Below are 26,534 nucleotides of genomic sequence, written 5' to 3' on the forward strand. Positions count from 1 at the left end.
CGCCGACCGTTTGACGTCGGCGATCAGAAGGTCGCCGACAGGCCTATTCTGAGGTTGCGCCCGCCCAGGTAGGTGGCGCGGGTGAAGACCTTGGGCGCGCCGTTCTCGCCGCCGAACGTCTGCTCCAGATCGGGATCGCCGGTTCCGTTCAGCAGGTCGTTGGCTTCGACATAGACGCGGAAGCTGCCGTAGCTGGGGCGCAGATAGTATTCGGCCCGGAAGTCCAGCGTCCGCACGCCCTCGGTATAGACGCTCAGCCCGCGCGGCTGGAACAGGGACACTGACCGCGACTGGTAGCCATAGGCCAGCGTCGCATCGACATCGTACTTGTTATAGGTGATCGCGGCCGTGCCCGAATGCTCGGGCTGCTGGATGAACGGCAGGTCCGTGAAGGTGTAGACATTGTCCGGGACCGGGTCATAGGCCCAGTTGTAGCGGTCGGCGCGCGAGCTTTCGGTCCAGGTGTGGTTCAGGAAGACGCCGAACCCGCCCCAGACGCCCGGCAGGAAGTCGAAGCGCCGCTCGGCCTGGGCCTCGATGCCCCACAGCTCGGCGACCTCGTCGCTGTTCACCGGGCTGCCGCCAGTGATGAAGGCCGCGGTCGGATTGGCCGGATCGAAATAGGGCGCGCCGTTGAAATAGGGGTGATCCGGCAGGGTCACTGCACTGAGCACCGCCGGGCCATTGGTGATGTTGGTCTGCAGCAGATTGTCGATCCGCTTGTAGAAGGCGCTCAGCTTGAAGATGCCGACGCCCGAATAGTATTCGGCGCTCAGGTCGAAATTGTCCGTCGTCGCCGGCTTCAGATTGGGGTTGCCGCTGTTGATCTGCAGCACCGGCTTGAAGCCTTCAGGCCCCGGGATCGGGAAGTTGATGAAGGAGATGCGGGTCTCGTTCGACAGCTGGCCGATCGATGGCCGGGCCACCGACAGGAAATAGCCGCCCCGGAAGATCAGGTTGTCGCTCTGGCGATAGTTGAACAGAACGCGCGGCAGGATGTCCTCGGCCGTCGTCTCCTCGGTGACCAGTTTGGTGAACTCGTTCTGGAAGGCCAGATCGATGCCGATGCCCCCGCCGCTGGAGGGCAGCAACGGCCCGATATAGACGGGGAAGCTCAGGTTGGTCGCCGACAGCTCGGTGCGGTTGTAACGCACGCCGCCGATGACCTCCAGCTTGCCGAAGTCCAGTCGCGTCTGCAGATAGGCGGCGAAATTGCTTTCCTCGGTCTTCTCGTTGCCCTGATCCGGGTGGGGCACGATCGGCGTCAGCGTCAGGCCCGACGGGCCGCCGGCGATGCTGTCCAGATTGCCGACGAAATCACGCAGCGTCGCCTCGCTGAGGGTCGAGAAGCCCGCCCCCGACAGGCCGATCCGCGACAGGTCCGAGGGCACGAAACCGAAGCCCAGGGCCGAGACGGGAATATTGCCGCCCAGCTGGCTCCGCGTCAGGTCGCTGCGGAACTCGGTCTCTTCGTAGAAGGCGCCGACCTCGATGTAGTTCAGCCAGCCCTCGCCGCGGGTCCAGCGCGCGCTGCCGCTGGCGGTGTAGCGATCATTGCTTCCGCTGGTGTTGTCGATCTGGCCGCTGGCGTTGTCGATGGTGAAGGCGGACGGATCATTGACCAGGGCCCAGCCCGCCGCGCTCAGCAGCGGCAGAGGAATGCCCTTGCCGGTGCGGGGCGCAAAACCCGTGGCGATCAGGCCGGTCGTGGGATCCACCGCCTCGGGCAGGAACAGGGCCGCGCTGGCGTCCGTGTCGGGCATGCGCAGCTGGGTGCTGAAGCTTTGAGGATGCCGCTCGGTGCCGTGGGCGTAACCGGCCAGGTATTTGAACTCGAAGGCGCCCAGGGTCGTCTTGCCGTTCATCGTATAGGTGTCTGTCACCTGTTCGACGTTGCGGTCATAGCCATAGGCCTGAGAGCGCGAAATGCCCGCGTTGCCCGGCGTCAGGTCCAGCACCAATTGCGCGTTCGGCCCCTGCCCCGGCACGACGGCGTATTCGGCCCCGGTCGAGAAGGTGTCCGACAGCGAGAAGAAGTCGGTGTTGGCCTGCGAATGCTGGATGTCGAACTTCAGGTTGGTATGGCTGGCGATCCGCCATTCGGCCGACAGGGTCGCCGCCAGGGTCTCGGCCTCGTTGTGATAGAAGTTGGTGACCACCCCGCGCGGATAGGACTGGTCGTCGCCGTCGATGAAGGGGAAGTTCAGCAGCGGATCGACACCGTCCAGCACCAGGATCGGATTGCCGCTCGCATCCAGCGGCAGGGACCGTCCAAACGTCATGGCGCCGCCGTTGCTGCCCGCGTCATAGGCGATCGAACGGGTGTTCTTGCGGCGATACTGGATCGACGCGCTCAGTCCGAAGTTGTCGCCGAACGTCCCAGCCACCGTGCCGGACGCCAGGAAGTCGTCGTTGAAGTCCTTGGGCGTCTGACCGCCCTCGACCAGGAAGTTGTAGTAGCGATGCGGCCGGTCCAGCGGGGACATGGTCTCGATCTCGATCAGGCCGCCGGTGCCCGAGCTGTCCTGGCTGGGCAGCAGCGACTTGTTGATCGTGATGCGGCTGACGGAATCGGCCAGCAGGTTCGACAGGTCCGCCGAACGCCCCAGACCGTTGCCGACCGGCAGGTTGACGCCGTTCAGCTTGACCGCGTTCATGTCGGGCTCCAGCCCGCGCACAATCACATTGGTGCCGTCGCCCGTGACCGAGTTGCGCTGGAACGAGACGCCCGGCGCGCGACGCAGGGCTTCGGAAAACGTGGTCCCGGTGAAGTTGCCCAGGTCGTCGGCCGAGATTACGTCGGCGCTGTTCTCGGCCGTGCGCTGCAGGTTCAGGGCGTTGGCGCGGGCGCTGCGCGAGCCATAGACCACCACGTCATCGACGTTGCCGAAGCCGCTCTCGTTCAGCGCGAAGGTCTGTTCCAGCGTCCCGCCCGCCGGCACGTTCACCGTCGCGATCAGGGTCTCATAGCCCAGGAAGGAGATCTCGACCGTCTTGGGTCCGGCCTGGACCGAAGCGAAGCGAAAGGAGCCGAAGTCGTCGACCCGACTGGTCTGGCCCGTCTCGACCAGCCGCACCAGTGCGCCGTCCAGGCCGCGCACGCCCTGGGCGACCGAGACCCGACCGACCAGGGCGCCCGCACCCTGCGTTTGCCCCGCCTGCCCGCCAGCCGGTCCGCTGACCACGAAGGATCCGCCATCGGTGACGCCGAGCCTCAGGCCCGAACCCCGCAGGATGGCCTCATAGGCGGCTTGCGGCGAATGGCTGCCCTGCAGCGCCGGTGAGGACTTTCCGCGGACCAGATCGCCGGCGAAGACCACATTGGTCCCGGTCTGCGAGGCCACGGCCCGCAGCGAGGTCTCAAGCGGTTGGGCCGGCAGGTTGAACGCGTAAAGCGCCTGCGCCTGAACCGCCGTCGCCGACAGAACGAGCATGCTGGCGCTGGCGGCCAGCGCGAAAGAGCGTGAAAACATTGTAGTCCCCCAGGTGAGGGGCTCGATCCCATCCGAGCCCCACTAGTAGAGACGATGTTGCACCGCAAAACAGACACGTCGGGGACATAAAAAGTTCAATCGACCGCCATTCAGCGGCTTATGTGCACGGTTTTACCCTTTTGCTCCGTTTGCAGCCCATGCAGGGCGGCGACGGCCTGGGCGAAGTCCGCAGCGTTTGTGTCGAACACCCCCGACACCGGCAGGGCGGCGACGCGGGGATCGTCGATGGCGATCTGCACTCCGCCGTAGCGGTTCAACTCGGTCACGGCGATCGCCAGAGGCGTGTCGTCGAACATCGCCTGTCCGCGGCGCCAGGCCGTCGCCGCCTCGATGGATTCCGGCTCGACCCGCGCCGCGCCCTGCGCAGGCTCGGTCAGCTTCTCGCCGGGATGCAGCATGACGACGGCGTCGGCCCGATGGGCCGGCCGGGTGCGAGCGTTCGACACCGCCACCCGTCCCTTGATCAGGGTGACGACCACATCCTCGCCCGTGCGGCGCACGGTGAAGACCGTACCGATGGCCCGGATCTCGGTATCGCCAGCCACCACGACGAAGGGGCGCGACGCGTCGTGGGCCACCTCGAACATGGCCTCGCCATGCGCGAGATCGATGCGGCGATGGCCCGCGTCGAAGCGCACGTCCACCCGCGTATCCGTATTCAGCGCCAGGCGGCTGCCGTCCTGCAAGGTGGCGACCTTCTGCTCGCCCAGACGGGTGGCGTAGTCTCCGCCGTCCGCCAGGGACCAGAACAGCACGCCGACGACCACGAGCGCCGATACGCAGGCGGCGATGGCGGCGCCGACGGGCCATGAGCGCGCTCGGCGCGGGGCCGCATAGGCCGGCGCCTCGGCTTCGTGCGCGGCGGCACGCGGCAGGATGGCCCAGACCTCGCTAGCCCTCTGGAAAGCCTGGGCATGGGCGGCGTTCTCAGCCAGCCAGGCGTCAAACGCAGAGCGAACATCGTGGTCGTCTTCGCCGTTGAGCGTCGTCAGCCAGACGGCGGCCTGGGCTTCGATCTCTTGCGAAGCCAAAGCCTCGTGCGGGGCAAGGACCCGGCTCATGACGGCGTCATCCCGTTCATCAACTGCAGGGTTGCACGCGCCACCAGTTTTTCGACGGCGGCCACGGACATATCCTCCGATGCGGCGATTTCGGAATAGCTCATGTTTTCGAGACGGCGTTTCAACAGGATTCGGCGGGTGCGTTCGGGCAGGCGTTCGAGCCCGGCGGCGACCTGACGCAACCGGGTCCGGGCCTCCATGATCCGCGCAGGGTCCGGAGCCTCGTCGGGCAACTCGTACAGCACCGCCCCCTCGGCCATCGGCAGGCGGGCGGCGCGGCGCTGGCGGTCGATCGACAGGTTTACGGCGGCCCGGACCAGCAGCGCCTCCTGCGAACGGACAGCGTGCTCGCGTTGATAGGCTTGCACCTTCAGATAGGCGTCATGCACCAGTTCGTCGGCGTCCTGGTCGGCGATGCCCTGCCGCACCACCGCCCGCCTGGCCTTCTTTAGAATGTCCGCGAGTGTGGTCATCAAACCTCTGCCTTACCCGTTAGACGGGCGAGCCGAAAGAAGCTGACATCCAGCAGCGATTATTCGTGACAGGGGATCGAAGAAGGCGAACGACTTCCTACCGAAGATGGAGTCGAACCGCGCCGGGGGGCGATATTTCCAGGGTTCCGGCAACGCTTGGCGCCGCTTAGGAATTGACGCCGGATCGGCGTTGTCGCGCTGGAACGGCTCAGTGCGTCGGTTGCGACCGCACCCCGGCCCGCGCTGGCGTCGAAATGTTAGGCATGGGTCAAGAGACCCCAGAACTCGCCCTCGTCCGACCACTTGGACGCGCGCGAGCAACGTCGCCGATCTCCCGAACGGGGAGATCGGCGACGCGCAGTTTTAGAACCGGTAGCTCACGCCCAGCTTGTAGGAAGCGCCGTAGCGATAGTAGCCCTGCGGCAGCAGCGGGTTGCCGTTGATGCTGTAGGTATTGGCTTCGTCCAGCAGGTTCTGACCTTCCAGCGAGATGCTGATGTGGTCGTTGAAGCTGTACGAGGCGTGGGCGGTGACCCAGGTGATGGCGTCGGCTTCTTCGTTGAAGCCCCCGCCAAGCACGTTGACGGCGGTGACGAAGCCGTCGGTGTGGTCGCCGGAAAGGCTCAGCGAGATCGGGCCGCGCTCATAGAAGACGCCCAGCGAATAGACCGAAGGCGCGATGCCTTCCAGCGGACGCTCTTCGTCGCCGACATAGCTCTTGGACCAGTTGCGCGTGTATTGCGCGCGGACGCCCAGACCGTTGTCCATGAAGTGCTGCAGGCCGACTTCGACGCCATGCACCTCGGCCGTGTCGCCGTTGATCGGACGCATGACGTTGAACAGATAGCCCGGGACGCCGATGTCCTGACCCGGTTCCCAGCTGGTGGTGATCTGGTCCTCGATGTCCTTCTTGAACACCGCGATGTTGAAGATCGAGTTGGGGCGGAAATAGTATTCCAGCGACAGGTCGTACTGTTCGGCGGAATAGGGCTTCAGCGCTGCGTTGCCGCTGTAGATCTGGGTGAACTCACCCCAGGACACGCTCTCGGTGGTGTTGGTCGGGGCCAGGGTCTCGACCGACGGGCGAGCCATGGTCTTGGCGGCGCCGAAACGCAGGCGCAGCTCTTCGGTGATCCGATAGTTCAGGTTCAGCGACGGCAGGAAGTAGGTGTGACCCGTTTCCTGATTGATCTCGGTCGGATCGTCATAGACGGCGGTATAGTTGAACGCGCCGTTCTCGATGATCTGCAGGATCTTGGCGTCCCAGGCCTGGGCCTTGGTGTCCGTCTGGACGATACGCAGGCCGATGTTGCCGCTCCAGCGCTCGCCGGCCAGGTTGGCTTGACCATAGGCGGCCCAGGTTTCCTCGGACACGCGATAGCTCTGCAGCGGGTTCCAGGTCGGGGCTGCGGCGGAATAGTCATAGACCCCGCCACCCGGCCGCGGCGTGCCGTTATAGGCCGCCAGGGCCGCCTGGTAATTGGCGATGTCGAAGGCCAGGAAGGTGCGCGGGAAGTCGGCATTCACCTCGCTCATGAAGTTGGGCAGGCTGAAGCTGTTCGAGATGACGTTGCCGCCCAGATCGCCGACGTTGATCGCGTAGTCGCCGGAATAATAGTCAGCGCCGCCGGTCAGCGAGTTGTTGACCAGGTCGCGCGACTTGGTGCGCTCGGTGTAGGTGACGCCGAACTGGAGGCTGTCGAGCCAGCCGCGCTGGGTTTCCAGACGGCCTGCGAACGAGGCGCCGTTGATCTCGTCTTCGATATTGTCGCCTTCAAGCGAGAAGTAGTGCGTGTTGAAGTCGGCGTCGGAGAATGCCCCGGCTTCCAGGCCGGCGGCCAGGTCGCGGCCGTCAGCGAAGTCGACGTTGACGTTAGGCACGCGGGCGCCGGTCAGTTCGACATGGGCGGTGTTGGCTTGGTTCATACGCAGCACGACGTAGGAATCCTGGCCGCCCGATTTGCGGCTGGAGGTCGAACGATAGAGGTCTGCGGTCAGGGTCAGGTTGTCCGACACGCGCCATTCGGCGTTGGCGCCATACAGCTCGGTCTCGACGACGCGGAAGGTGGTCTGGTTCAGCAGCTCGGGATTGAGGCGCAGTTCCGGATCAGGATTGGTCATGTCGAAGCTGGTGACGATCCCGTCGTTGATCACCATGTTCGACCAGCGGCCCGGCGCATAGAGCGTGTAGAAGGACTGCTGATAGCCGACCTGCGGTGAATCCAGCTTGGTCGACAGGCCGTCGAGGGTCAGGCGGAAGTTGTCCGTCGGACGCCATTCCAGCTTGGCCGTGTAGGCTTCGCGCTTCTTCTGTTCCAGGATCGAGCCGACGCGGAACTGACCGGGACCGATCAGGCCGTATTCTTCGGGGTCCAGAACGCCGTTGTTGTTGGGGTCGATGTGACCGCCCCAGGTGTTGCCCCAGAGCCAGCTCTCGTCGGTCGGATCGGCGTTGCGCGACCAGCCGCCGTCATTGCCGGCGACATCCGTGCGGTCGTCGCGACGCTCGGAGACCACGCCCAGCAGGATGCCCAGCGTGTCGTTCATGAAGGTGTTGCTGTAGACGCCCGAGATCTTGCTGCCCTCGAGTTCGGACATCCGGTTGTGGTCGCCCTCGACGCGGATGATGCCTTGCTGGCCGACTTTGTCGAAGGGGCTGGCCGAGCGCAGGTTGATCAGGCCGCCGATGGCGCCTTCGGTGTTCGCAGCCTCGGCGCCCTTGATGACATCCGCACCGCTGATGACGTCGGAAGGCAGCACGTCATAGGCGAAGTCGCGACCTGCGCCGTCGGTGGCCAGGATGCGGCCGTTGAAGGTCGACAGAGTGTATTCCGGGCCAAGGCCCCGAACGCTGACCGACTGGCCTTCGCCGCCTGCGGTGCGCGAGATCGAAACCCCGGTGATGTGGCTCAGCGAATCGGCGACGTTGTCGTCGGGGAACATGCCCAGTTCCAGGGCGCTGATCGAATCCTGAACGGTCGTGGCTTCACGCTTCAGTCCAACGGCGCGGGCGACGCTGGCGCGGACCCCGGTCACCACGATCTCGTCCACGGTTGCGACTTGGCCGTCGCTGAGTTCGAGATCGGCGCTGGAAGGCGCGGTCTGGGCATAGGCTGCGCCTGACGAAAGCAATGCGGCCAGGCCCGCGCCTGCCATGATGGCGTTCCGGTGAGATTTACGACGTGACATTGCGATCCCCTTTTTTCGCATGATCGACGGTATCGGGTCTGCGCCGGAACCGAACGTCATCGGCGGCCAAGACAGATACAAAAAGTAACTCTGGTTTCTTGAAACTGTCAAATAGATACCTAACGAAAGTTCGTTTCGGTATGATCTTGGTTGCGGACCGTTTCGTCTCGGCCACAAAGCGCTTCATGGAACAACCGAAACCTGAATTATCGGCAGGTCGGGATGGCCATACAATCAGGCGTGGACTGGCAGCTTGAGCGAATGCCCGCTCAGCCGCGCGGCGTAGATGGCCGCGCCCATGGCCGGGCTATAGCGAGGCGTCACGATCCGGTAGTCGGGCGAATAGGTCGAAAGCTGCTTTCGGAAGGGCCGCAGGATCAGTTCGTCGCTCTGGAACACGCCGCCCGAATAGGACAGGTTGACGCCTTCGCCTGCCGGATAGTCCAGCTGCCGCCGGATGCCGTCCACGATGGCGGCCAGTTCCTGTCCCGCCTGGCTGAACACCGCTTGCGCCGCGACATCGCCCTGAGCCGCCGCGCGAGCGACCAGGCGTGACAGGGCGGCGATGCGATCGCGCTGAGCCGTCGCCTTGGCATAGACATAGGCGCAGATGTCGAGGTCGCTCTTGAGATCCAGTTCGCGCTTCAGCAGGTCATAAAGCGGCCCACGTTCCAGACGGCCATCGGCCATGCGCGAGAAGACGTTCAGACCCTGGACCGCGATCCAGTAGGCCGAGCCTTCGTCTGAAAACACCTCGCCCCATCCGCCGCCGCGAGCGGACAGGCCCTGGCGCTCGCCATAGCCGATGGAGCCGGTGCCGGCGACGATGTTGATGCCGTCTTCGCCGCCCAACGATCCGGCCCAGCCGCAGATCATGTCGTTGCCGCAAGCGTAGCGGCGATGGCCAAGAACCGCCTCGGGCGTCACGTCCAGGAAGGGCTGGACCTGCGAATCCTCGCCATGGGCCGGCAGACCGAAGAAGGCGAAGACGATGTCTTCCGTCGTCGCCCCCGCCTGATTCAGAACCGCGTGGACGCCGTCGTGCAGCAGGGCATGCAGGCTCTCGACGCCGATCTGGATATGATAGCTGGACCCGCCCTCGTGCCTGGCCAGTTCGCGGCCCTCGCGGTCGGTCAGGACGAAGGCGGTCTTGGTGCCGCCGCCGTCCACGCCCAGGAAATATCCGTCAGATCGGATCGCAGCCCCCATCAGCCCAACTCGTGAATGCGCACGCCCTGGACGACCCGGTTGACCGTGCCCGAGGTATTGGGCTTGTCCGGCCGGAGCCCCAGACGAAGCGACTCGAAGAAGGCCAGAATCTGCGGCGCCACAATGAAGGGGATCAGCAGTTCGGCGTCGTCCGCCGTCTCAAGGCCAAGGATGCTGATCTCATCGCTCTTGGCCAGACCCACGCCGTCCTGGGCCGTGATGGCGATGACCCGCGCCGCGTCATTGTCGCGACGCAGCTCGTCCAGCAGGTCGATGTCGTAGCTGCGCGTGTAGGCGTTGTTGGAGAAGAAGACGACGATCAGCGTCCGGTCGTTGACGATGGTCTTGGGGCCGTGGCGGAAGCCGAGAGGCGAGTCGAACATCGTCACGAGCGCGCCGTTGGTCAGCTCCAGCAGCTTGAGGCCGGATTCGCGCGCCAGGCCCTGGAAGATGTGGCTGCCCAGATAGACGACCCGCTCATAGCCTTCCGCCGCCGCGGCCTGCATGACCGAGGTGTAGTTGGCGATGACGGCTTCGGTGGCGCGGGCGATGGAGTCGACCCGGCCGTCCATGGCCTCAATGCCGCTGAACACCGCCAGCGCGGCGTAGGTCATGCACGAGAAGCTGGACGTCATGGCGAAGCTGCGATCGTGCGTCGGCTCGGGCAGTTGCACGGTCAGGCCGCGCGGGGCCTTGCCGAAGCCGGCCAGAGCGCCGTCGGCGTTGCAGGTGATGACGAGGTGATGCAGGTCCTTGACCAGCCGGTCGGCCAGCTCGATCGCCGCGACGCTTTCGGGGCTGTTGCCCGAGCGACCGAAGGACACCACCAGGGTCGGGGTTTCGGCTTCGAAATACAGGTGCGGGGCCGAGACCAGATCCGTGGTCGGGATGGCCTCGACGCGACGCCCCAGCCGCTTGGACAGAACGGGCGCCAGGCAGTCGCCGGCGAACGCGGAGGTGCCCGCCCCGGTCAGGATGACGCGCAGGTTGGACTTGCCCAGCAGCGGACCGATGAAGGCCTCGATCTCGGTGCGCCGCGCCATCAGCAGCTTCTGCGTCTCGCGCAGCATGGCGGGCTGATGAGCGATTTCGCGCGCGGTCCACAGACCGCCCAGGCGCTCGAGTTCGGACTCGGAAAGACCGAGATGATTGACGTCAGGCACGAGCGGACTCCAGCTCAGGATTACAGGCCGCCCGATAGGTCTCCAGCGTCGCGCCGATATGGGCGATCACCAGACGAGCCGGGGTGGCGGCAAGGTCGGAATTGCGCAGGGCGGCATTGGCCCCCGGCAGATACTGGCTGACCAGCGCCATGGGCGGCGGATTGTCGGTCAGGTTGGCGAACATCGCCGCTTGCGCCGCCGCGATCTCGGCGTCCGGCCAATAGTAGCGGATGCGGTCGGACAGGCTGTATTGCAGGTCGAAATCCAGATCGGCGCCGGTCGCGTGATAGTATTTCGACCAGTTGCGCGGATCGGCCTTCATGCGTTCGATGGCGACCTGGCGGAAGCCCGAGGCCCGATCCGCGCCGATCCATTCGCGTTCGATGGCGTCCAGCGCCCACAGGGCTTCGCGCAGAGCGAAGGTGACGCCCGGCCCGACCTTCAGAATGGCGAAATGGTCCTCGACCAGGGTCTTGAGCGCCTTGGGCGTCTGGTAATCGGTCGAATGGGCCTCAAAGACGATGTGCGACTGGGCGTCGAGCGCGGCGCTCAGTTCGACCGCCTTGGCGGGCTGATAGTCGATGACCTTGTGATGGTCGAACTCGACGCCCGGCTGGACGACGACGCCGATGACCCGCGCCCAGGCATCGGACAGTCCATCAGCCGCGAAGATGACGCGGTGAGCCTCGATGGTCGCCAGCGCGGCCTCGGGCGTGGTGACCTCGAGCTCGGGCAGGTCCTCGGCGGCGCCGCCGGGCACGGGAACCTCGGTGCCGATGACATAGACGCAGGGCTCGCCGCCGACACGGGCCTGGGTCGCCTCGGCGATCTTGATCAAGCGCGCGGCGCGGCGGGCGATGGTGTCTTCGGGCAGAGGCGTGGGATCGTCGGCGCAGGACATCGAGCAGTCGGCGTGGATCTTGCGGAAGCCCGCGGCGACATACTGTTCGATCAGAACGCCGGCCTTGGCCATCGCCTCTTCTGCGCTCAGGCCGGTCCAGGGATTGGGACCCAGGTGGTCCCCGCCCAGCAACACGCGCTCGACCGGCAGGCCGACCTTGCGGGCGATATCATGGACAAAGTCGCGGAACATATCGGGCGTCATGCCCGTATAGCCGCCGTCCTGATTGACCTGATTGCAGGTCGCCTCGATCAGGACCACGTCCAGATCCGCATCCCGCGCATGGGCGCATGTCGCCTCGATGACCAGCGGATGCGCGGAGCAGACCGAATAAATGCCGCAGGCCTGACCGGACTTATGCCGGGCGACCAGATCAATCATCGCCTTCATGAGGAATCCTATGGGTAACGTTTCGCAACCCTAGATCAAAATACGCCAAACGCAACAAAAACAATGAAACCGAAAGTTTCACGTGGCGGTTTCGTCAGCCCTATGGCGCAGAGGCCAGCAAGGCTGCGGCGACGAAGGCGAGGGCCAGGCCGATCATCTTCAGGTCGCCGGGCACGACCCCAGCGATCAGCAGGGCGATGACCGCCGTGACCAGAGGGGCGCCGGCATTGGTCAGCGGCGCGACCACGATCGCCTTGCCGTGGCGGAAGGCATAGACCAGGGCCAGGGCGCCGATGGCGTTTAGGATCTGGATGCCCGCAGCCAGCCAGGGACCGTCCGGCCCCCAGTTGATGGGCTTGGAGAAGTCCGTCATCGCCAGGGCGACCGGGACCAGCAAGAGGCCGCTCAGCATCATGTAGAAGAAGATGCTCTCGGCGCTCATGCGGTTGTTGGCCAGCTTCATGAAATAGGCCTGCACGCCCCAGCACGCCATGATGATCAGGGCCAGCGGGAACCAGGTTCCGCCTTGGGCGAAGGAGAAACCCTGGGGCGAGAAGTCGAACAGAGGCAGGGCGATCAGCGCCAACACGGCTCCCAGCGCGCCCAGCCGCGACGTGCGCTCCTTCAACAGGACCAGCGACATCAGGATGGTGATCAGCGGAGACAGCGAGATGATCGGGAAGATCAGATAGGCCGGTCCGGTCGTGACGGCGTAGAAGAGCACCATCTGCCCCCCTGCCCCGGTCAGGCCGATCAGCAGGCCGTACAGGATCGACTTTGGATCCCGGTCGAGCCGCCATTTGGCGCGGTGCATGACGATCACCGCCGGCAGGATCATGGTCAGCGCCCAGACGCAGTAGACCAGGGTCTCGGGGAAGCCGCGCTGGGCCGAGATGCCCGCGAACGCGCCCCACACGCCCCAGAGGGCGACGGTCAGGAAGGCGAACATCAACCAGCGCCGCGACGCCGGGACGGGAGAGGACGCGTTGGCGACGTCGGTCATGCTTGCACGCCTTGCGTAGGAACAGCTTCGATCAGCAGGAATTTGTCGAACCTGGCCGGGATGCGTGCGGCGTTCGCCGTTGCGGTCCCCAGATCGACACCGTTGAAGTAGTCGGTCAGGCGGTAGCTGGTGTTCTCCGCCAACCCGCGCAGCTCGACCTCGCCATTCCACTCGGAGGCGTAGAAGCCGTAGTAGAGCCGCCCATCCTTCTCGATGGCGTGGGCCTCGGGCTTGTCGAACCCAATGTCGTACAACTCGCCCAGATACTGGCCCTTGGGCAGCATGCGGTCGTTGTAGATTTCCGTCCATTTGCGCCAGACCACCTCGCGCTCGGGGGTCAGGCGGAAGTTGGCGTCCGGCCCGCGGCCCTCTTCGGGCCAGGTGAACTTGGTCGAAATGACCGCACCAATCCCGACGGAAGAGGCGAAGTCGTTGCCGCCGTCGCTGAGCTCGACGTGGTCGCCTGCATAGGCGGCGTCGCGACCCATCAGGGCCTTCAGCGACTTGCCTTTCAGGCGCACCTGCCAAGACGACAGCGGGTCCGAGGACGGGACCTGGTTGGTATAGGGCAGATTGTGGAAGGCGTAGGACGTGCCGCAGGGGCAGAACTCGACCACCGCGTTCGGATTGGCGGCGATGGCCGTGTCGTAGACCATCTTCCAGAAGTCCTGCAGCTTCTCGACGGACTCTTCGGGGTGCGAGTGGTTGTGCGCCGGGTTGTGGCAAGGGGCCACGCCGTTCATGTGCTGACCGTCCAGCTTCAGCCCCTCATAGCCCCACTCGCCGATGATCTTGTGGATCAGCTTCTGGGTGTAGTCCTTGGTCGGCTGATAGGCGGGGCACAGATAGAAGGCGTTCCACCAGGTCACGTCCTGAACCGCGCCGTTCTCGTCCAGCAGCAGCATATCGGTGTGGTCGTGCAGCAGGTCCGAACCGGGATCCACGGCCAGGGGCGCCAGCCACAGCTTGGGCTTGAGGCCCGCAGCGCGGATCGCAGTGACAAAGGCCACCATGTCGGCCTCGGTGCGGAACTTGCGCGGGTCCAGCGCCCAGTCGCCCTCGTTGGTCTGCCAGCCATCGTCCAGCACGGCCCAGGTGAAGCCCATGTCCTTGACCTTGGCGTAGGTGCCTTCGACCTCGGCGACGGTGAAGTTGCGGTCATAGCCCCAGGCGCACCAGATGGCCTCGTAGGAACCATCGGGCGCTTTCGGAGCCGCCATGCCGCGATCCGCCATCACCCGGCGATAAGCGTCCAGGGTGGCGTAATAGTCGCGGCGGTGCACGGTGACGAAGGCGTCCAGCGAACTGATGCTCTCGCCGACATTCAGGGTGACGACGCGCGCCTCCTGCAGCGCCACCGAAGCGCCGGCGGGCGAGGCGATGATGGGCAGGGACACCAGCTTGGGCGTCAGCTCGATATGGCCGACGGCGATGCCGGCGTCCGGCCTCCAGACATCGGCGACGGGCGTGCCCGAGCCATAGTCCGAGGCGTTCATGCCCATGAAGTTGGGCTGGTCGAAGTCCTCGCCCACGGGCTGCACCCAGTCGCGGCGGTCGGCGTGGGTCGAGCCGGACCAGGACCAGAAGCCCCCGCGCGAAGACTTCAGCGTATGGGCGCCGACACGGTAGCTTGCGATCTTCAGCGGTTCGCCGCGCGTCAGCCGCCAGTCCACCTTCATCAGGGGGAAGCCGGGATAACGGTCATAGAAGGTCAGGCTGACGGTCTTCTCGAGCCCCTCGGCCGAGACGCCGCGCACCAGATGACGGACGCCTGCGCCATGCCGGTCGCTGACGGCTTCCTGCCGTTGATCGGCGAAGAAGAAGCGGTCGACGACCTTGTCGCCTTCCAGCGTCACCGTTTCAGATGCACCGAACTCGGTCAGCGTCACGGCCTGGCCCGACAGGCTGGAGATCAGCCGGCTGTTCAGGGCCGAATCGAATTCGATGGTCAGGGCCCTGTCACCCACGCGCGCCACGGCCGGACCCGCCCAGGCCTGGGTGGAACTCAGGACGCCCGCCGCCAGAACGGTGCCGCCCCAGAGACCCAGGAGGCCGCGCCTGCTCACCAGATGTTCCGTGATCATCGCCTCACCCCTTGATGATATTGATTGCAGGAAATGATCTTGCATAAGCCGATTTTGAAAGGCAAACAAAAAGACGCACACCGAAACAATCAGCTTCGTTTTCGTTGTCTTGAGTGTTTCGAAGGGAAATGGAAGTGACCATGAGCCTCAACAGAAACCTGCTGCTCACCTTCGTGGCGCCCTTGGTCTTGCTGACCTCGGTCCCACTGACCGCCTGCGCTGCGCAGGACGCCGACACCTATAGCCTGGCCGATTTCGCCACGGTGCGGAAGTTCGATGCTCACGTCCACGTCAACGTGACCGACAGCGCCTTCATGGATCAGGCCGTCGCCGACAATTTCGAGGTCCTGTCGATCAACGTCGACTATCCGGCCTTCCCCTCGATCAAGGATCAGGCCGACGCCGCCCACCACTTCATCGCCCAGGACCCGGCGCATTTCCACTATGCGACCACCTTCTCGATGAAGGGCTTCGGCAGCGACGATTGGGCACAGGCGACCAACGCCGCCCTCGACGCCGAATTCCAGCAGGGCGCCGTGGGCGTGAAGGTCTGGAAGAACATCGGCATGGTCGAACGCGACGCCGCTGGCGAGCTGATCTTCATCGACGACAAGGGATTCGATCCGGTCTTCGACCATCTGGCCGAGCTGAACATCCCCCTGATCGCCCACCAGGCCGAGCCGCATAACTGCTGGCTGCCGTTCGAGCAGATGACGACCGAGAACGACCGGCTCTATTTCAGCGCCCACCCCGAATACCACATGTACCTGCACCCGGAGATGCCCAGCTACGAGAGCCTGATGGCCAAGCGCGACGCCGCCGTCGCCGCCCATCGCAACCTGCGCTTCGTCGGGGCTCACATGGCCAGCCTAGAATGGAACGTCGACCGCGTCGCCGCCTTCCTCGACGCCAACCCCAACGCCGTGGTCGAACTGGCCGCGCGCATGGCCCAGATCCAGTACCAGTCGGTCCGCGACTACGACCGGGTCCGCGACTTCTTCATCAAGTACCAGGACCGCATCCTCTACGGCACCGACCTGACCCTCAACCCCAACGAGGATGTGCAGGAGTTCCGCCAGGTCGCGCATGAGTACTGGACCAACGACTGGAAATACCTGGCGACGGGCGAGAGCCGCCGCGTCGATGACATCGACGCCGATGCGCGCGGGCTGGCCCTGCCCAGGTCGGTGATCGACAAGATCTACTACGCCAACGCGCGTCGCGAATTCCTCGCCCGCAGCGCCGACTAACCGAAAGGTCGCCTGATGATCCGATCGCTCCTGGCGTCCGTCGCTGTCGGCGGCCTGCTCGCCTTCTCATCCCCCGTCCTGGCCCAGACGGGTTCGCAGCAGGCGGGTTCGCAGGCGGATGTCCTGACGGCGACGGGTCGCTGGTCGATCCCGGAGCGGTCGCAGGCCCAGACCCCGCCGATGGGCTGGAACTCGTGGAACGCCTTCCGCACCGAGGTCGACGAGGCCAAGGTGCTGGGCGCCGCCCGCGCCATGGTCGACAGCGGCCTGAGCGCCCTGGGCTATACCTACGTCAACATCGACGACGGCTGGTGGCTGAAGCGGCGCCAGACGGACGGGCGGCTGCAGATCCGCACCGGCATCTTCCCGTCGGCGGCGATCGAGGGCCAGGACTCCAGCTTCCGCCCCTACACGGATGCGATCCACGCCATGGGCCTGAAGGCCGGCATCTATACCGACATCGGCCGCAACGCCTGTTCCCAGGCCTATGACCTGCATTCGCCCAACCTGCCCGAAGGCACGACGGCCGAGCGCGAGGTGGGTCTGCAGGGCCATGTCGATCAGGACATCGGCCTGTATTTCCAGGAGTGGGGCTTCGACTACATCAAGGTCGACGCCTGCGGCATCAATGTCTACGGCCCCGACACCGACATCGTGCGCGACTACGCCTACACGGGCGTGGAGCCGCTGATCGACCAGGCCGCGATCAACCGCACCGACATCGCCGCCGTGCGCGCCCTCTATGCCGAGGTGGCCCAGGCCCTGGAGATCCATAATCCCGACGGCGACTATATCCTGGCGCTGTGCAACTGGGGCTCGGCCGACGTGCGGACCTGGGGCAAGGACGTGGGCCACATGTGGCGCACCAGCGGCGACATCACCCCGACCTGGACGCGGATGCTGCACAATTTCGACAGCGCCTCGACCCGCGCCCTCTACGCCAAGCCGGGCGCCTGGAACGATCCCGACATCCTGTTCGTCGGCCATGGCGAGTTCGACGCCGACCACCTGACCGAGGCCAAGTCCCACTTCAGCCTGTGGGCCATGATCAATGCGCCCCTGCTGATCAGCTATGACCTGCGCCAGGCGCCGCAGAGCCTGATGGACATCTGGGGCAATGCCGACATCGTACGGCTGAACCAGGACCCCGCCGGCAACCAGGCGGTCCTCGCCTACGCCTCCGACGACGTGCAGATCATCGTCAAGACCCTGTCGACCGGCAAGAAGGCCGTGGCCCTGTTCAACCGCGTTATGGGTGCGACCGACGTGACCCTGACCGCGGCGCAACTGAAGTTCGCCGACGATGCGCCCGTCGCCCTGCAGAACCTGTGGGACAAGACGGCCTCCACCTTCACCGGCGAACAGACCTTCGCCCTGGAGCCGCGGCAGACCCTGGTGTTCGAGGCCTCGGGCGCCCGGCTGCTGGATGACGGCCTCTATCTGTCCGAGATGCCCGGCAGCGTGAACGTGGCGGCCGATGGCGTCATCGCGCCCGAGCCCGATCCGGTTGTGCACCGCATGCGCAACGCCTGGGGCGAGACGCGCGGCTCGGGCGAGCGGCCGACCTACACCGGCTGGGGCGGCGCCCAGGCCGACGCCACCCCCTATGACCAGGCGCTGCGCGTCGGCGGCCAGGGCTTCGACACCGGCATCGGCATCCTGACCAACTCGCGTCTGGAAGTGCGCAACGCGGGCTACACCCAGTTCGAAGCCAAGGTCGGGGTGGACGATTCCACCCGCAACCTGAAGGACCGGGTCGGCTTCTCGGTCTATGGCGACGGCAGGCTGCTGGCCCAGACGCCCGCCATGGGCTTTGGCGATGCGCCCCTGGCCCTGACCGCAGACATCGCGGGCGTGTCGATCGTCGAGATCGTCGCCCGCTCGGAAGACATGGACAGCGACCTGCCTCTGGTCGTCACCCTGGGCGACGCGGCCCTGCGTCGCTGAAGCCCGCGAGCCTCAAACGGCGTCAGGCCTTGAACAGCCTGACGCCCAGCCGCTCGGCCGCTTCGTCCATATAGGCTGGCGCCTCGGTGTCGGTGATCAGGGCGTCGAGATCACCCAGGTCGATGATGCGGTGCAGGCAGACCTTGCCGAATTTCGAGGCGTCGCCGACGGCGATGACCTCGCGCGCCGTCTCGACCATCTTGCGGTTCAGCTGCGCTTCGGCGTCGTGGTGGGTCGTGATACCGCGCTCGATATCCAGCCCGTCCACACCCAGGAACAGCTTGTCGAGCAAGAGCTCGCCCAGGGCCGCCACGGTCTGGGCGCCATAGAAGGCCATGTTCCGGCGGCGCAGTTCACCGCCCAGCATGACGATCTTGATCTTGCGCTTCTGGTTCAGGACGCTGAGCACGTCGAAGTCGTTGGTGACGACGGTCAGGTCTTCGTGGTCGGGCAGAAACCGGGCGATCTGCAGCGTCGTCGTGCCCGAGTCCAGCATGATGGAATCGCCTGGATTGACCATGCCGGCCGCCAGCTTGCCGATCCGCTCCTTGGCCTCTGTGTGGCTGACCCGCTTGGTCTCGATGGCCGGTTCGACATGGGCGTTCACCACCTCCGAAGAGATGGCGCCGCCATAGGCCCGCGTCGCGACGCCGTGCTCCTCGAGATAGTGCAGGTCCTTGCGGATGGTCTGCATAGACACGTTGAACATCTCGGCAAGGCTGGCGACCTGAACACTGCCGCGCGTGCGGATCATGGTCGTGATTTCGCGCCGCCGCTCGGACGTGTCGCGAGTCACCACACGGGAGCCATCCGCCATAACCCAATCTCCTTGACCGATCCCAGCCGTGCGCCGATTTCGGTATAAAGTTCAACGCTCAGACCCTGACGCCTCGCCCCGTTGAATCATCGAGGGAAGACGTCGGGAAAACGTCGTTTGGAGGCAGGGTAAGGCCTTGGCGGTTTCAGTCTAGATACAAAACGAAAGCCCAGCCCTGTCAGCCGTTAGGCGGTCAGACATGGCCCTGCCCGTCGTCATTCAACAGCGAGGAGCCATTGCCCAGGGTTATCACCTTGGCGATCAGGGCGGATGCGCTGATGGGCTTTGTCAGAAAGGCGTCGGCGCCGGCCTCCTGCGCCATCTGCTGGAACTGAGGCAGGGCGTTGGCCGTCAGCATATAGATCGTCGCGCGCTCTCGCCCCGCGACCCGTTCTTCGTCGCGGATGCGCCGCACGGCCTCCAACCCGTCCATGACCGGCATCTGCATATCCATCAGGATCAGATCGAAGTCCCTAGCGGCCGCTTCGGCGACGGCCTCCTCACCATTTTCGACGCTGCACAGATCGACGCCCAGAGGTTCCAGAATGAAGTCGATGACTCGCCGATTTGCCGGGTGATCCTCGGCCAGCAGAATGCGCAGCGGTCTCTCGACCGAGGCCGTCCAGACATCCTGTTCGGCTGAGGGCGGCGCGCCCTCCGGTTCGGCCACCGCCAGCGGCACCTCGAACAAAAAGGTCGCGCCTTCGCCCAGCCGGGATCGGGCCCGGATCGTCCCGCCCATGCCCTCGACCAGGACCTTGCAGATCGACAGGCCCAGGCCGGTGCCGCCGAACCGGCGGGTGATCGAACTGTCGGCCTGTTCGAACCGATTGAACAGGCGCTCGCCGGTCTCTGCGTCAAAGCCTATTCCGGCATCGCGGACGGCGAACCGGATCCTGGGGATGTCGCCATGATCGACCTCGACCGACAGGGTCACATGACCGGCATCGGTGAATTTCACCGCATTGCTGAGCAGGTTGTTCAGGACCTGACGCAGCCGATTCTCGTCGCCGATGAAGCGCGAACAAGCCGCCTCGGCCAGGTCCAGTTCAAACGACAGGCCCTTGTTGCGTGCGCCGGTGCTGAACAGGGCCGCGACGTTGCGCACCATGGCGCCGAGGTCGAATGGCCGTTGCTGGATCTCCATCCGCCCGGCCTCGATCTGGGCCAGATCGAGGATATCGGTCAGCAGGACTTCAAGGGCGCGGGCGGAGACGGCGATCAGATCGACCATTTCCCTCTGCCGAGGATCAGCGGTCGAACTGGCCAAGGCCTCGGCCACGCCCAGGATGCCGTTCAGCGGCGTGCGCAGTTCATGGCTCATGTTGGCCAGGAAGTCCGACTTCGCCCGGCTGGCCTGTTCGGCGCGATCGCGAGCCTGAATCAGGGAGGTCTCGGTCTCATAGCGCTCGGTCAGGTCGCGCACGATGATGGTGAACAGGGTCTCGCCGCCAGCCACGATGCGGGCCAGGGAAGCGGCGATGGGAATCTCCACTCCATCCTTGCGCAGCCCCTGAACAGGCGTTCGCTGGGCCATCTGCAGGTTGTCGTGGGGGCCTGCGGCAAACCGGGCGACGTGGTGGGCATGGGTGTGCCGAAACCGCTCAGGCATCAAATGCTCGATAGTCTTGCCGACGATCTCGTAAGCGGCATACCCGAACACGGCTTCGGCGCCCGCGCTGAAGATCACCACCCGGCCCGCCGCATTGACCACAAGGATGGCTTCAGGAGAGATGCGGAACATCCCGGACAGCAGGTCGCGATTGCGCGTGGCGGAACGTTCGACGGCCCGCATTCGGGTGACGTCATGAACAATGCCGCGCAGGCGCAGCGGCGCCCCGGTCGGGTCGCACTCGACCTCGGCATAGGCGCGCAGGAGGCGCACCTCGTCATCCGGCCAGAAGATGCGGTGCTCGATCTCGAAGCCGACGCCCTGTTCGGCGGCGCGCTCTATGGCCTCCCCGAGCATGGCTCGGTCCTCGGGATGAACCCGGTCCAGAAAGCCCGCGAAACTGACGCCCAGCGGATCTGTCGGCAGGCCGAACAGGTTGAAGGTCTCGTCGGACCAGACCAGCGCCCGGGTGCGGAGATCGAGATCCCAGCTTCCCATCTGGGCCAGGGACTGCGTCCGCTTGAGGCGCCACAGCAACTCTTCGCGCCCGACCGACGGCGCGCCGCTGAAGGGTGGTCTCCGACCCGTTCCGTCCACGTCGATACCCACCCGCTGTTGCATGCGATCTGTCGCGTGAAGCGATTTGCGCCTCCGTCAAACGGTGAAGCTTGGTCGCGCGAAGGGCTTATCGGGCAGAGGGTGCAAGGCGTGGCGGCAAGGGGCGCCATCACGACGCGTGAGGTAAGACGCCTTGCACCGCAGGCCTAATCGGCCCGCAGGTGTGACATTCTGTCACACCCAAGCTTCGGCAGACCCCGTCTCCTCGGTCACCACCGCGCCGCGCGAACAGAAGGTGTCGAAACACTCCGCGGCGAGAGGACAGGGACTGCGACTGGACAGGCCGTTGCGCGGCGAGAATTGCTGGAGATCACGCATGACGCTGAGCAGCCCCAGCGCAGCCGAAGGGGACAGGGTCTCGGGCCGAAAACCGTCGCGAAGCGAGGGCTCGTTGCCGACCACCGTGGCATCGGACTCGAACCGGCCGCACGACACGCTCCAATCCGCAAACTGGCGCACGGGCGTCGGTTGATCGCTGAGAACCGACAAGGCGGTATGGCGGCGGTCGCACGCGATCGCGCCATAGACCTGCATCACCTTTTCCTTCGGTCCTTCGAGGACGCTCAGGAACCGGCCATCGTGGGCGTACATGATGCCTGTGATGTCCAGAATGTTTTTTCTGCGCTGGCCGGACTCGTCGAGGTGCTCCAGCAGTTCGTGGATGGGCCGCGGCTGGTGCTCGGCCGCGCTGCTGCAATAGATCAGCCGATGAAAGCCGCCACTGGACCGAGCTTCGGCCCGCCGTGGCGCCTCACGCGCGGCGACGACGGCGACCGCAGCCGCGCTCGGCGCAAGAGAGACTCCGACAGCACCCGCGCCAGACTGGTCGAATGACACCCCCATGGCCGAGAACACCTCGAACAGGGCGCGCAGAGTCCTGCTGTTGGCGTCCACGGGCCCGCGGATACGCTCCAATCGTTTGATGGTTTCCAGGCTGAGGCCGCACCGCTTGGCCAGATCGGCCTGATCGATCCGCGCAAGCGCTCTGGCGGCCCGGATCTGCTCGCCTGAAAGGCCAGACAAATTGGATTGCATCGCTTGAACTCCGGGCAAGAATTACACTCTAGGTACAAACTTTCCCACCGCAGGTGCACAATAAACACCCCCGATGCGCTACTCGAATACATCTAGTACAAAAGTACTATATTAGGTCTACGATGTTTATACAAAATTACTCAGTCTATCCTCTGATATAGATCATTATGACAGGCCCGATAGACCGAATCCTGATTGAAAAGCATGACGCAATATCGATTAGGCATGCATTCAAACGAACCAGCCTGCTTTGATAGAGGTCAGATGACGCAGTACGATCCGGCCCGACCGACAGATATTCGGGTGCTGGTAGTGGACGATTCCGCTGTGGTTCGGGGACTTATCTCCCGCCAGTTGAATGCCGAGGCCGGAATCGGCGTCGTCGCTACCGCCGCCAATGGCGAACTGGCCCTGGCGGAACTGGCCCGACGAGAAGTCGACGTCGTCGTTCTGGACATCGAGATGCCGGTCATGGACGGCTTGACCGCGCTCAGCCAGATCGTCGTCCGCTATCCCGCGATCCGGGTCATCATGGCCTCGACACTGACCCGTAGAAACGCCGAGATCAGCATGAAGGCGCTGCATCTGGGGGCCAGCGACTATGTGGCCAAGCCCGAGACAGGCCTTGGGGCGGCCGAGGGTTTCCGCCATGAACTGGCGGCCAAGGTCAGGGCCCTGGCGGCCACGCGACCCAGGGCGGTCGTTCGAACTCCGGTCGCGGCGACGTCCTCGCCCGCGACGCCCCCCGCCCCACCCCTGACGCGCTCGCCCCGCACTCGCCCGAACGTCCTGCTGATCGGAGCCTCAACCGGGGGGCCACCGGCCCTGCTGAAGCTGTTCGGGGCGCTGAAGGGAGCGGTGGATCAGCCGATCCTGCTGACCCAGCATATGCCGCCCACCTTCACCGCGCTGCTGGCCGACCAGTTGACGCGCGCCGGCGATCGGCCCTGCGCCGAGGCGAAGGACGGCGACCGGATTAAGCCGGGTCATTGCTACATCGCACCGGGCGGTTGGCACATGACCGTGGGCCGCCTGGGCGCCTTGCCGATCCTGCGCCTGAACCAGGACCCGCCAGAGAATTTCTGCCGCCCGGCCGTCGATCCCCTTTTCCGCACCGCAGCCCAGGTCTTTGGCTCCGCCGCCCTGGGCCTGATCCTGACCGGCATGGGGTCGGATGGCGCGAAGGGCTGCGAGGCTCTGTCGCGGGCCGGCGGTCATTTCGTGGTTCAGGACGAGGCCTCCAGCGTCGTCTGGGGCATGCCGGGCGCCGCAGCCCATACCGGCCTCGCCGACGGCATCCTGCCCCTCGACCAGATCGGTCCATGGGTCCGCCGGGTCTGCAGCGCGCCCACGAACGGAGCTTCGGCATGACCAGCCCGGATTACGATCATTTCTGCCGCCTGATCCGCCAGAAGTCCGGCCTCGTTCTGACGCCAGAGAAGGCCTATCTCGTCTCCAGCCGCCTGGCGCCCCTCGCGCGCGCAGAAGGCTTGGGCACGGTCGAGAACCTGCTGGCGTTGTTACGCGCCGGCGCATCGGACGCCCTGGTGCAGCAGGCGGTCGACGTGATGGCGACCCATGAATCCTATTTCTTCCGCGACACCGCGCCGTTCGAGCAACTGGCCAACGCGGTGCTGCCGCCGCTGATCGCCGCGCGCCAGACGCAGCGATCTCTGCGCATCTGGTGCGCCGCCTGTTCCAGCGGCCAGGAGCCCTATTCCGTCGCCATGATCCTGAAGGAGATGGGTCCGAAACTGGCAGGCTGGAAGCTGGACATCCTGGCCACGGATATGTCGGAGCCCATCCTGCGCAAGGCCTCGACAGGTCTGTACAACGACTTCGAGGTCAATCGCGGGCTGTCTCCAGAACGCCAGACGCGCTGGTTCAAACGCGAGACGGACGGTTGGCGAGTGTCGCCGGCGCTTCAGCAGATGGTCCGTTTCCGCCCCCACAACCTGTTGCAGGGTTCGGCCGGTCTGGGCGTCTTCGACGTGGTCTTCTGCCGCAATGTGCTGATCTATTTCGACATCGAGACCAAACGGCAAATCCTGGATCACGTCCGCCGGGCCATGGCGCCGGATGGATCCCTGCTGCTCGGCAGCGCCGAGACCGTGCTCGGCGTGTCTAGCGCGGTGGAGCCCGTCCCCGGCCTGCGCGGCCTCTATCGGCCCACCGACGGCGCCGCTTCGCGCTCAGCCTGACTCACAAAGCCTAGCGCACAAGCAAACGCCCGGCCCGCCGACGAAATGGCGAGCCGGGCGTGGGCCGGGCGTTCTGGGGGTCGCCGCTACAGAAGCCCATCCATCTCCAGGCTCAGCGCCTCGGCCTGCACCGCCAGCTCGCCCGAGGCGGTGAGCAGTTGGGCGGAGGCGGCGCTGGTCTGGGACACGCCCTCGTTCAGGCCCTGAATATTGCTGGAGACCTCCTGGGTGCTGGCGGCGGCCTCGGTGACGTTGGCCGAAATCTCGCCGGTCGCCGCCGACTGTTCCTCCACCGCGCTGGCGATGGCCGAAGCGATCTCGGCGACCTTGCCGATCGTGTCGGCAATGCCCTGAATGGCCGAGACCGAGGTGCTGGTCGCCGCCTGCATGGCCGACACTTCGGACGAGATTTCGTGCGTCGCCTTGGCCGTCTGGTCGCTGAGGCTCTTCACCTCGGAGGCCACCACCGCGAAGCCCTTGCCCGCATCCCCGGCCCGCGCCGCCTCGATCGTGGCGTTCAGGGCCAGCAGCTTGGTCTGGCCGGCGATGTTGTTGATCAGGGTGACGACATTGCCGATCTTCTTGGCCGCCTCGGCCAGGGTCTGGATGGCCGCCTTGGTGGTGTCGGTCTCGGCGACGGCGCGTTGGGTGATGTTTGTCGATTCCGCCACCTGACGCGCGATCTCGGAGATCGAAGCCGAAAGTTCCTCGCCTGCGGCAGACACTGTCTGCACATTGCTGGACGCCACCTGAGCGGCGCTGGCGACGGCGGCGGCCTGGGTCGTGGCTTCGGCCGCCGTATGGGCCATGGCCTCGGCGGTCGCCCGCATCTCGGTCGAGGCGGACGACACGATGTTGGAGATTTCTTTCACCCGCTCGGCGACCTTGCGCTGGGGCGTGATGTCGGAGGCGTATTTCATCACCTTCATGGGCTTGCCCGCCGCATCGCAGATCGGGTTGTAGCTGGCCTGAATCCAGATCTCTGCGCCGTCCTTGGCGATGCGTCGATACTGGCTGGAATCATGCTCGCCTCGGTTCAATTTGTCCCAGAAGGCGCGATATTCGGCGGTGTTCCGCTCGGCCGGAGCCACGAACATGCTGTGGTGCTGGCCCTGGATTTCCTCCAGCGAATAGCCGAGCGTCTTAAGGAAGTTGGCGTTGGCCGTGACGATCCGGCCGTCCATGGTGAACTCGATGACGGCCTGGGCCTTGCTGATCGCCGCCATCTGGTTGGCCAGGTCGGTATTCAGCGCCTCGGACGCGCGAACCTCGGTGACATTGGCCCATTCCAGCGAGTTGCCGACGTGGACACCGTTCTCGTCATAGGTGGCGTTGACGCACAGGTGCACCACCAGACCGCCCAGACGGATGTCGGTCTTGTAGGGCATTCGCGACGGATCGGCGAGCAGACGGCGCTGGTGCGACGGATCCTTGTGGAAGCGGTCGATGCAGGCGCCGACGATCCGCTCGGGATCGAACTCGGCCCACAGCAGCCGGACCTCGGGCGCGATGCTTCTCAGCAGCGCCTTGGTGCTGTCATTGGCGTAGGTGATGATCAGGTCGCGATCGACCATCATGACCGAGCTGGTCAGGGTCTGGGTGGCGCGCTGCACCTTCAATCCCTCCTGACGTTCCTGCACGATCCGAGTGATGTCGGTGGCGTATTTGACCACCTTGGTGGGCTTGCCCCCCGGCCCCATGATCGGGTTGTAGCTGGCCTGGATCCATACCTCGCGGCCGCCCTTGCCGATGCGGCGGTACTGGCCTGCGTCGTATTCGCCGCGCCCCAGCCGGTCCCAGAAGGCCCGGTATTCCGGGGTGGCCTGTTCGGCCGGATCGACGAACAGACTGTGATGACGGCCACGCAACTCCACCAGGGAATAGCCCAGAGCGTTCAGGAAGTTGTCGTTGGCGTCCAGGATCGTGCCGTCGAGGGCGAACTCGATCACCGCCTGGGATTTGCGGATGGCGTCGATCTGGCCCCGATAGTCTTCCAGCATCTCGTCATTGGCCGGAAAATCTTCAGTCGTCTTGAGAGCGGCGGCAGTGGGCATTGTGCGTCCCTTCCAGTGGTTTGCCGAGCGGAC

General features: G+C 65.2%; 17 protein-coding genes. 4 read left to right on the forward strand and 13 right to left on the reverse strand.

The features are described 5' to 3' along the window. Positions 1-23 precede the first annotated feature (23 nt). From ACO05L_RS12985 to ACO05L_RS13025, 9 genes are all read right to left on the reverse strand, one after another. Complete coding sequence (locus ACO05L_RS12985; protein ID WP_421729583.1) at positions 24-3,473, reverse strand: TonB-dependent receptor; 3,450 nt, start codon at positions 3,471-3,473, stop codon at positions 24-26. Between the two features lie 110 nt (positions 3,474-3,583). Beyond that, positions 3,584-4,555 (reverse strand): FecR family protein, encoded by a 972-nt coding sequence (locus tag ACO05L_RS12990; RefSeq protein ID WP_421729584.1) that lies wholly within the window; start codon positions 4,553-4,555, stop codon positions 3,584-3,586. Further along, positions 4,552-5,028 (reverse strand): RNA polymerase sigma factor, encoded by a 477-nt coding sequence (locus tag ACO05L_RS12995; RefSeq protein WP_421729585.1) that lies wholly within the window; start codon positions 5,026-5,028, stop codon positions 4,552-4,554. The genes ACO05L_RS12990 and ACO05L_RS12995 overlap by 4 nt, the downstream gene beginning before the upstream one ends. Before the next feature lie 363 nt (positions 5,029-5,391). Next, positions 5,392-8,217 carry a TonB-dependent receptor gene (locus ACO05L_RS13000; protein WP_421729586.1) on the reverse strand — a complete coding sequence of 942 codons (2,826 nt, stop codon included), beginning with the start codon at positions 8,215-8,217 and terminating at the stop codon, positions 5,392-5,394. 234 nt (positions 8,218-8,451) lie between these two features. Further along, positions 8,452-9,426, reverse strand: coding sequence for an N-acetylglucosamine kinase (locus ACO05L_RS13005; RefSeq protein ID WP_421729587.1), 975 nt, complete (start codon positions 9,424-9,426; stop codon positions 8,452-8,454). Beyond that, positions 9,426-10,589 carry an SIS domain-containing protein gene (locus ACO05L_RS13010; protein WP_421729588.1) on the reverse strand — a complete coding sequence of 388 codons (1,164 nt, stop codon included), beginning with the start codon at positions 10,587-10,589 and terminating at the stop codon, positions 9,426-9,428. The genes ACO05L_RS13005 and ACO05L_RS13010 overlap by 1 nt, the downstream gene beginning before the upstream one ends. Then, the gene (locus tag ACO05L_RS13015; protein WP_421729589.1) at positions 10,582-11,880 is read right to left on the reverse strand and encodes a D-tagatose-bisphosphate aldolase, class II, non-catalytic subunit; all 1,299 of its coding nucleotides are present in this window, start codon (positions 11,878-11,880) and stop codon (positions 10,582-10,584) included. Before ACO05L_RS13015 ends, ACO05L_RS13010 begins: the two co-directional genes overlap by 8 nt. A 100-nt stretch (positions 11,881-11,980) precedes the next feature. Next, positions 11,981-12,883 carry an EamA family transporter gene (locus ACO05L_RS13020; protein WP_421729590.1) on the reverse strand — a complete coding sequence of 301 codons (903 nt, stop codon included), beginning with the start codon at positions 12,881-12,883 and terminating at the stop codon, positions 11,981-11,983. Then, positions 12,880-14,967 (reverse strand): glycoside hydrolase family 36 protein, encoded by a 2,088-nt coding sequence (locus tag ACO05L_RS13025; RefSeq protein ID WP_421729591.1) that lies wholly within the window; start codon positions 14,965-14,967, stop codon positions 12,880-12,882. Before ACO05L_RS13025 ends, ACO05L_RS13020 begins: the two co-directional genes overlap by 4 nt. A 140-nt stretch (positions 14,968-15,107) precedes the next feature. Between ACO05L_RS13025 and ACO05L_RS13030 the strand changes: the two genes are divergently transcribed. Next, positions 15,108-16,217: an amidohydrolase gene (locus ACO05L_RS13030; protein ID WP_421729592.1), complete on the forward strand. Its 1,110-nt coding sequence runs from the start codon at positions 15,108-15,110 to the stop codon at positions 16,215-16,217. A 15-nt stretch (positions 16,218-16,232) separates the two neighbouring features. Next, the gene (locus ACO05L_RS13035) at positions 16,233-18,164 is read left to right on the forward strand and encodes an NPCBM/NEW2 domain-containing protein (protein WP_421729593.1); all 1,932 of its coding nucleotides are present in this window, start codon (positions 16,233-16,235) and stop codon (positions 18,162-18,164) included. 22 nt (positions 18,165-18,186) lie between these two features. Here the strand turns inward: ACO05L_RS13035 and agaR are convergent, their stop codons facing one another. The 3 genes from agaR to ACO05L_RS13050 all read right to left on the reverse strand — a co-directional run bounded on the left by agaR (position 18,187) and on the right by ACO05L_RS13050 (position 22,246). After that, on the reverse strand, positions 18,187-18,981 hold the full coding sequence (gene agaR / locus ACO05L_RS13040; protein ID WP_421729594.1) for a transcriptional repressor AgaR: 795 nt from the start codon (positions 18,979-18,981) through the stop codon (positions 18,187-18,189). Positions 18,982-19,174: 193 nt separating this feature from the next. After that, positions 19,175-21,214 (reverse strand): ATP-binding protein, encoded by a 2,040-nt coding sequence (locus tag ACO05L_RS13045; protein ID WP_421729595.1) that lies wholly within the window; start codon positions 21,212-21,214, stop codon positions 19,175-19,177. Positions 21,215-21,385: 171 nt separating this feature from the next. Next, positions 21,386-22,246 (reverse strand): BLUF domain-containing protein, encoded by an 861-nt coding sequence (locus ACO05L_RS13050; RefSeq protein WP_421729596.1) that lies wholly within the window; start codon positions 22,244-22,246, stop codon positions 21,386-21,388. 264 nt (positions 22,247-22,510) lie between these two features. Here ACO05L_RS13050 and ACO05L_RS13055 point away from each other — a divergent pair, with 264 nt between their 5' ends. After that, positions 22,511-23,617 carry a protein-glutamate methylesterase/protein-glutamine glutaminase gene (locus ACO05L_RS13055; protein WP_421729597.1) on the forward strand — a complete coding sequence of 369 codons (1,107 nt, stop codon included), beginning with the start codon at positions 22,511-22,513 and terminating at the stop codon, positions 23,615-23,617. Beyond that, positions 23,614-24,447, forward strand: coding sequence for a CheR family methyltransferase (locus ACO05L_RS13060; RefSeq protein WP_421729598.1), 834 nt, complete (start codon positions 23,614-23,616; stop codon positions 24,445-24,447). The genes ACO05L_RS13055 and ACO05L_RS13060 overlap by 4 nt, the downstream gene beginning before the upstream one ends. Positions 24,448-24,533: 86 nt before the next feature. On the opposite strand, the gene ACO05L_RS13065 is transcribed toward ACO05L_RS13060, so the two are convergent. Then, positions 24,534-26,501 carry a methyl-accepting chemotaxis protein gene (locus tag ACO05L_RS13065; protein ID WP_421729599.1) on the reverse strand — a complete coding sequence of 656 codons (1,968 nt, stop codon included), beginning with the start codon at positions 26,499-26,501 and terminating at the stop codon, positions 24,534-24,536. Between the last annotated feature and the right edge of the window lie 33 nt (positions 26,502-26,534).

The sequence above is a fragment of the Brevundimonas sp. genome, from assembly GCF_965227765.1.
Taxonomy (GTDB): Bacteria; Pseudomonadota; Alphaproteobacteria; order Caulobacterales; family Caulobacteraceae; genus Brevundimonas.

Excerpts from the sequence above, each read along its gene's own strand:
- ACO05L_RS12985 (WP_421729583.1), bottom strand. The coding sequence starts at position 3,473 with ATGTTTTCACGCTCTTTCGCGCTGGCCGCCAGCGCCAGCATGCTCGTT.
- ACO05L_RS12990 (WP_421729584.1), bottom strand. The coding sequence starts at position 4,555 with ATGAGCCGGGTCCTTGCCCCGCACGAGGCTTTGGCTTCGCAAGAGATC.
- ACO05L_RS12995 (WP_421729585.1), bottom strand. The coding sequence starts at position 5,028 with ATGACCACACTCGCGGACATTCTAAAGAAGGCCAGGCGGGCGGTGGTG.
- ACO05L_RS13000 (WP_421729586.1), bottom strand. The coding sequence starts at position 8,217 with ATGTCACGTCGTAAATCTCACCGGAACGCCATCATGGCAGGCGCGGGC.
- ACO05L_RS13005 (WP_421729587.1), bottom strand. The coding sequence starts at position 9,426 with ATGGGGGCTGCGATCCGATCTGACGGATATTTCCTGGGCGTGGACGGC.
- ACO05L_RS13015 (WP_421729589.1), bottom strand. The coding sequence starts at position 11,880 with ATGAAGGCGATGATTGATCTGGTCGCCCGGCATAAGTCCGGTCAGGCC.
- ACO05L_RS13020 (WP_421729590.1), bottom strand. The coding sequence starts at position 12,883 with ATGACCGACGTCGCCAACGCGTCCTCTCCCGTCCCGGCGTCGCGGCGC.
- ACO05L_RS13025 (WP_421729591.1), bottom strand. The coding sequence starts at position 14,967 with ATGATCACGGAACATCTGGTGAGCAGGCGCGGCCTCCTGGGTCTCTGG.
- ACO05L_RS13030 (WP_421729592.1), top strand. The coding sequence starts at position 15,108 with ATGAGCCTCAACAGAAACCTGCTGCTCACCTTCGTGGCGCCCTTGGTC.
- ACO05L_RS13035 (WP_421729593.1), top strand. The coding sequence starts at position 16,233 with ATGATCCGATCGCTCCTGGCGTCCGTCGCTGTCGGCGGCCTGCTCGCC.
- agaR (WP_421729594.1), bottom strand. The coding sequence starts at position 18,981 with ATGGCGGATGGCTCCCGTGTGGTGACTCGCGACACGTCCGAGCGGCGG.
- ACO05L_RS13045 (WP_421729595.1), bottom strand. The coding sequence starts at position 21,214 with ATGCAACAGCGGGTGGGTATCGACGTGGACGGAACGGGTCGGAGACCA.
- ACO05L_RS13050 (WP_421729596.1), bottom strand. The coding sequence starts at position 22,246 with ATGCAATCCAATTTGTCTGGCCTTTCAGGCGAGCAGATCCGGGCCGCC.
- ACO05L_RS13055 (WP_421729597.1), top strand. The coding sequence starts at position 22,511 with ATGACGCAGTACGATCCGGCCCGACCGACAGATATTCGGGTGCTGGTA.
- ACO05L_RS13060 (WP_421729598.1), top strand. The coding sequence starts at position 23,614 with ATGACCAGCCCGGATTACGATCATTTCTGCCGCCTGATCCGCCAGAAG.
- ACO05L_RS13065 (WP_421729599.1), bottom strand. The coding sequence starts at position 26,501 with ATGCCCACTGCCGCCGCTCTCAAGACGACTGAAGATTTTCCGGCCAAT.